The organism is Methanospirillum sp., from assembly GCF_028679455.1.
Lineage (GTDB): Archaea > Halobacteriota > Methanomicrobia > Methanomicrobiales > Methanospirillaceae > Methanospirillum.
Window position 1 is genome coordinate 1 of record NZ_JAJRBM010000335.1, and the last position, 6,927, is coordinate 6,927.

General features: G+C 44.5%; 4 protein-coding genes. 2 read left to right on the top strand and 2 right to left on the bottom strand.

Annotated elements, in window-relative coordinates:
* Window positions 1-141: 141 nt before the first annotated feature.
* Window positions 142-873 carry an ABC transporter permease gene (locus tag LUQ50_RS11495; RefSeq protein ID WP_300039975.1) on the bottom strand — a complete coding sequence of 244 codons (732 nt, stop codon included), beginning with the start codon at window positions 871-873 and terminating at the stop codon, window positions 142-144.
* Window positions 870-1,826, bottom strand: a complete 957-nt coding sequence (locus LUQ50_RS11500) for an ATP-binding cassette domain-containing protein (RefSeq protein WP_300039976.1) — start codon at window positions 1,824-1,826, stop codon at window positions 870-872. The genes LUQ50_RS11495 and LUQ50_RS11500 overlap by 4 nt, the downstream gene beginning before the upstream one ends.
* A 139-nt stretch (window positions 1,827-1,965) precedes the next feature.
* Here LUQ50_RS11500 and cobN point away from each other — a divergent pair, with 139 nt between their 5' ends.
* Together cobN and LUQ50_RS11510 are read left to right on the top strand one after the other, a co-directional pair.
* Window positions 1,966-5,799, top strand: coding sequence for a cobaltochelatase subunit CobN (cobN, locus tag LUQ50_RS11505; RefSeq protein ID WP_300039977.1), 3,834 nt, complete (start codon window positions 1,966-1,968; stop codon window positions 5,797-5,799).
* Between the two features lie 21 nt (window positions 5,800-5,820).
* Window positions 5,821-6,927: ABC transporter substrate-binding protein (locus tag LUQ50_RS11510; protein ID WP_300039978.1), on the top strand; the 1,107-nt coding region annotated here is incomplete at its 3' end.

Sequence of the window (6,927 nt, forward strand, 5' to 3'; positions counted from 1 at the left end):
GAGGCTATTACCTCCGCTTTTGAGAATAATCCTTGGATTCCAGGGAAGGATAATATCAGAACTTATGGGCAGGATACGATGTCAATGTCAACCTGTTCTCAGCATTCCTGAATAGTTACCAAAAATCTATATGAGATGACTTTAAAGGCGGGTTGTAAATTTTCTAAAAACAATGACGCAACAACCGAGAACACCGATACATAAACAGCCCATAATTGCGATTTGAGGGTATGGAATTGTACCTGCTGCGATGCTTCTGACTGAATCGATCGCAAAACTAAGTGGATTGATATGAGCGATTATCCTAAGCCAGTCAGGCATGACGTTGTATGGCATCAGGGCACTTGAGGTGAAGAAGAGCGGCATGGATATCATGGCATTGACCGCCCCATAAGAGTCATATTCGCCGATCATCAGAGCAATCGTTGTTGCTATCCCGGAGAAGAGCAACCCAATCAGGATGAGGATAGCGAATATTGCCAGATAGCGGGGGAGATCGAGCATGGTCGATCCGATGAGGACTGAGATGCAGAGGATGATTGTTGCCTGTATCAGTCCGCGGGTGGTGATAAATAGTATTTTTCCAAAGAGGATACTCTCATGAGGGGTGGGAAGGGCCAGGAACTTATTCAGAAATCCCAAAAGGTTATCATACAGAAGGAGGGATCCTCCGGCCATTGATGCATTAAACACCGTCATAATGATAATCCCCGGTGTAAGGAAGTCCACATAATTATCAGTAAATCGAATGGGCATTGCAAGACCTACAAATATTAACCAGGCAGCTGGAAGCATGAGGGTTGAGACCACGGCAATCCTGGCCCTGAGCCATCGGGTCATTTCCCGTTCAAAAAAATAATATACTGCGTTCATCGGGTTCTCCGGAGCATGGTTCTGAACTTTACATCATTAAACCGGCCTTTATCTTCCTGCGCTGATACAGACTCCAGGAATACATCATCCAGCCGGGGCTCACGGAGAGAGATCGAATGGATCTGTAGCCCCTGTCTTCCGATATCAGCAACCAGTTCCGGAATAATTTCGCTTCCTGAATCTGCAAGGAAGAACAATTCATCCCCATCCTGTTTGTTAAACGTATACCCCGGGTTCAATGAGGGTATATATTCTCCGGATATCCGAGCAATAATGACATCCTTTATCAAATGATTCTTTAAATGAGCAGGAGTCCCAATGGATACTATCTGCCCTTTGTCAAGAATTGCAATTCGATCACAGGCTGCATCTGCTTCTTCCAAGTAATGAGTGGTAACAAAAACAGTCATTCCATTCTTGCGAAGACTGTAGATATGTTCCCAGATTTTTTTTCGGGCTGCAACATCCAGTCCTACGGTGGGTTCATCGAGAAAAAGAACTTCAGGTTCGTGCACGAGGGCCTGGGCCAATTCCAGTCTCCGCCTCATACCACCGGAAAAATTTTTGACCGGTTCATCTGCCCGATCTGAGAGATCCATTACCGCTAGGGCATCATCAATACGCTTTTCCCGGTCTTTAACTCCATACATCTTTGCATAAAACCTGACATTTTCTCTTCCGGTGAATTTTGCGTCTACTGCCATCTCCTGCGGAACGTAACTTATTTTTTCCCTGACTTTTCCAGGATTTTTTCTGATATCATGCCCGCATACGAACGCCTTTCCTTCGGTTGGTTCAAGGAGGGTGGTGAGCATCCGAATGGTGGTAGTCTTCCCTGATCCATTCGGCCCCAACAAGCCAAATATTTCATGCTCAACCTCAAGAGAGAGATCCCGAACCGCACAGAGGGGACCATACCACTTAGTGATATTTTGTAATACTATAGAGTTCAATCCGGTTCCTCATCCTTAATTATACCTATTATGTAGGATAAAGAACAAATTAATCTTATATGGTATAATGATTTTATAAAAATGTATTATCAAGTCTGTAATTTATTCGTCTGATAATTAGTGAATGATGGAGATAACTATGACAACACTAGGGATTATTAAGAAAGAGTCGGTTCGCTGTTTGACAGAAGCTGCAAAAGATGTTCAGGAAGATCTTCTTCCTTTTTTTATCACTGCTTCAGAGATGCTGAATGAACAGGAAGATGCGATCCGGGAGGCGTGCAGAACTGCATCTGTAATAATAATTGAGAGAGGAATTCAGTTTAGCAGTCCTGATATTGAGTCAGAAATACGAACCCAGGCATCCAAAATTCCGGTTATCTTTCTGGGTGGAGGAGATCTTGTATGTTCAGAATCCCTGATTTCACGGGAGCAGCAGGAGATCTGTTCTCAGTATTTTATCAACGGGGGTACTGACAATCTGAAAAGTCTCTTTCTTTATATCCGGAGCCTGAAGGGAGAGTTACTGCCTGTTCCACCTCCACTAACACTTCCCAGACAGGGGATTTACCATCCCAGGTATGAAGGTTCATTTCAGACCATTGAGGAGTATCTTCAGTGGTACCAGCCTCATGAGACTGAGGTTATCGGGATTCTTATTGACCGGTCATTCTGGGTAAATGATAATCTTGAGGTTGAAAATACCCTGATTGAGTGTCTCGAGCATCGGGGTATCAGCGTTATTCCTGCATTTACCGACTCGTTCTGTGATCCAGGATTGGGTTCAATTGGTCTTCAGGATACAATTCGCCGATTTTTTGTTAAAGACGAAGAACCCCGGGTTTGTGGAATTATTAAGTTAATCTCACCAGTGACTGACCCGGTAACTCCTGTTGATGAGGCTAAAGAACCGTTCATCAGGAGTCTTGACCTGATTAAATCAATGAACATCCCGGTTTTTCAGCCGGTTGTTTCCTATTACCAGTCCCTTGAAGAGTGGAAGGATCTGAAAGGGCTTACTGATGATGTTCCCTGGGCTGTGTCTCTTCCTGAATACGAAGGGGTTATTGAACCGGTTATGATCGGTTCGAATTTTGAGAGACCCGGCTCTGATGGAACCCGGGTTACCATTCCTGAACGATGTGGGAGGGTTGCAGATCGGATATCACGATGGATTCGCCTGATGAGGAAAGAAAAGGCTGATCGACGGGTGGTATTTATGCTCAATAACAGCCCGTGTCACGGGGTTGAGGCAACAGTCGGGAGTGCATCCCATATGAATGGTCTGCAGAGTATGGTACAGATCCTGAACCGGATGAAGGAAGAGGGCTACACCATAACCGATATTCCTGAGGACGGTCAGGCCCTCGTAAATCTTATCCTTGAGCGTCGTGCTCTCTGTGAGTTCAGATGGACAACTGTTGAAGACATCGTTGCCAAAGGCGGAGCACTAGCGAGGATCACCACTGAAGAGTACAATGCCTGGTATGATACTCTTGATCCTACATTTAAAGAAAAAGTAAACAGCGTCTGGGGAGAACCACCGGGTGAGGGAATGGTGTATGAAGGGACCATGCTGATCACAGGAGTAAGGTTTGGAAATATCCTTGTCTGCTGTCAGCCAAAACGAGGATGTTACGGACCTAAATGTGACGGGAAGGTCTGTAAAATCCTGCATGATCCATACTGTCCTCCTCCGCATCAGTACCTGGCAACGTATCATTACCTGGAAGAAGATTTTGATGCAGATCTCCTGGTTCATCTCGGGACACACGGAAGTCTTGAACTAACCCCGGGTAATGGGGTTGGGATGTCTAGGGGGTGTTCTCCTGATGTCTGCATAGGAAATAAGCCATATCTCTATATCTACAATGCCAATAATCCCCCTGAAGGTGCGTTAGCCAAACGAAGAACATATGCAACATTGATTGATTACATGCTCTCGGTGATGGATCAATCATCCCTGTATGAGAAACTCGAAGAACTGGATGAGATGCTTCAGGAATATGAGACCGCTCGGGCTGACCATGCCCGGAAACATGCCCTTGAGCATCAGATCCGTGATCTTATCTTTGGGATCAATCTGGATAATGATATGCATCTTGAGGCCACCGATTCATTTGAGATACTCAAAGGAAAGGCCCATGAAGTACTTTCCAAGATACGTAATACCCAGATAATCAGGGATATCCATGTCTTTGGAGAGATTCCGGAAGGTGAGAAACAGGTAGAATTTATCAACAATATTGCCAGGTTTGATATTGGCGAACTTTGCATCAGGAGGGTTATCGCCGGTATATTCGGGCATGATTTTGATGATCTCTATGAACATCAGAATGGATTCTCTGAATCGGCAGGTAAATCTCACGGGGCAATTATCGAGGAACTGGATCTACATGCAAAAGAGTTTATCAGGTCTACTCTCGAGGATCCATCACGTCCTCTAGAAGATTTATTTAGCAAATCCCTCACTAAATCCCAGGAAGATTTACTTCAGCTGATCCAACTCAGGATTCTTGATATCAGTGAACGACTTGTTCAATCAAAGGAGATTGAGGCTCTACTCAACGGGATGGAGATGGGGCACACCCCACCCGGACCATCAGGATATCTGAGCCGTGGTCAGGATGATATCTTACCAACGGGGAGAAACTTTTACTGCACCGATCCGTACCGGACTCCGACCCGTTCAGCCTGGATGGTGGGCAAAGGACTTGCTGACTCACTTCTGAGAAAATACCAGAAAGAGGAAGGAAAATTACCCGAAAATGTCGGGTTCTTCTGGATGGCGATGGATATGATGTGTTGTAATGGTGAGACTCTGGCCCAGATGATGTATCTCATCGGAGTGCAGCCGGTCTGGAACCCCAGTGGTCAGGTTCGATCATTTCAGATTATCTCTCTTGAAGAACTTGGCAGGCCACGGATCGATCTCACGATTGAGATGACATCCACCCTCCGTGATTGTTATCCTACCACCTATGAACTCATGGATGATGCAATCTCTGCGGTTGCTGCTCTTGACGAGCCGCTTGAGATGAATTATATCAGGAAACATGCTCTGATGAGTATGCCTGATAATAACCAGGACTGGCGGGAATCAACACTTCGGATCTTTAGTAATCCTCCTGGAGTATATGTTACTGCTGTGGCTCTGGCGGTCCATGCCAGTGCCTGGGAGACAGAAAAAGACCTGGTAGATGTATTCATGACCACAGGAGGATATGCATATGGAAAGGCATATGCCGGTCAGTTAAAACCAGAACAGTTTGCCAGGAATCTCTCTACTGTGAATATTACATTTGATAAGACCGGGACTGACTCCTGCGATATACTTGGTTGTTGCTGTTATTTTGGATATCATGGGGGGATGACCACCGCTGCCCGGCATTACAATCCTGATGAGGTAAAGGTCTATTACGGGGACACCCGTGAGCCGGATCATCCCTATGTGCATGATATGGCAGATGAACTCCGCCGGATGGTAAGGGGAAAGATTCTCAATCCCAAGTGGATTGAAGCGATGAAGAAAGCAGGGTATAACGGTGCTGCTTCGATCTCTACCCGGACTGAACATATCATGGGATGGCAGGCATCGATCGGCGAGGTTGATGATTGGGTTTTTGATGAGATCACAAAGACCTTTGTGCTTGATCCCGAGATGAAACAGTTCTTTGAGGAGAAGAATAAGTATGCCTTTGAAGAACTGACCCGGCGACTCCTAGAAGCGAACCAGCGGGAACTCTGGGATGCCGACCCTGAAGTGCTGGAAGGGCTGAAAAATACCTATCTAGAGGTTGAGTCATGGCTCGAGGATGAGGTAGGGGAAGGAGATCACCAGGGAGGGAGCGTGGATATTATCACGGCCCGGGATGTTGACGGGTGGGGAAAGAGTATCAGCGAGATGGCTGAGCGGGTTGATAAAAAAATCCTTGGTAGATATCTGAATGTAGAGTCCGGGAAGAGAATATAATTGATATCCTTAAATAAATTTATGAGAACTAGGACGGTATTGTACTCCGGAAAGGAAATTATTTGTAAATGTGAATCGTTAAGGATCCCAAAAAACTTAATCGTAAATTATCTCATTACTTTATTCATTATCTGTGTCATATTCAGTGCCGGTTGTGTGTCTCAAAGTCCCCCAGTCAATATTGAAATTGCTCCTTCAGGTTCTACAAACATAACTGTTACGGATTCACTAGATAATACGTATTCTTTTTCAAAGCCAGTTGAAAGGATTATTGCTCTCAATCTGGACACCATTGAAACACTCATCGTCCTTGGAGCAGGGGACCGAATTGTTGGGGTTCCACAAAGTATCCTCGAGAAAACTAACCTGATCCGGTATTTACCCAATGCAGTGAATGTTGGGGAGTCGGGAAGTCCTAATGTTGAGAAGATCACAGAATTGCATCCTGATACAATCATTATAATGAATACTGCGGGAGAAAAAGAAAAGAGTAAATTTTCAATCCTCAATATTCCTGTTCTTTCCTATAATTGTTATATCTTATCTGAACTTCCATCTTCGGTGAAAAACCTCGGGATGTTAACCGGGAAAAATGAGAATGCTTCTATATACCTAAATTATTTTCATCAGCAAGATGAGATGATTCAAACCCGGATCACCACTTCAGGTAATGAAAAACGTCCGGATGTGTACCTTGAAATTGGGAGTGAATATATAGCGGCAGGAAAAGGAAGCGGGGGAGATTCATTGCTATCTCATATAAAAGCCGACAACGTGGCTTCAAATCTCACTACCGAATGGCCAAAGGTAACTCCTGAATGGGTGGTGAAAACAAATCCTTCATTCATCATTAAGACTGTCCATACCTATGTTGATGAAGAAAAGGATTTTGTAAAAATATTATCTGATTTAAAATCACGGGCAGGATTTTCTGAAATTGATGCCTGCAAACAGAATAAGACCTATGTGATAACCAGCAATTTTTTGTATGGTCCCAAAGGGATCATCGGACAGGCATTACTCGGTAAGATTCTCTATCCAGAACAATTTTCCGACGTCCACCTGGATGATCAGATTAGCAGGTATGAAGATCTGTTTTCTATCAATATTGACGAAAAAGAGATAGTA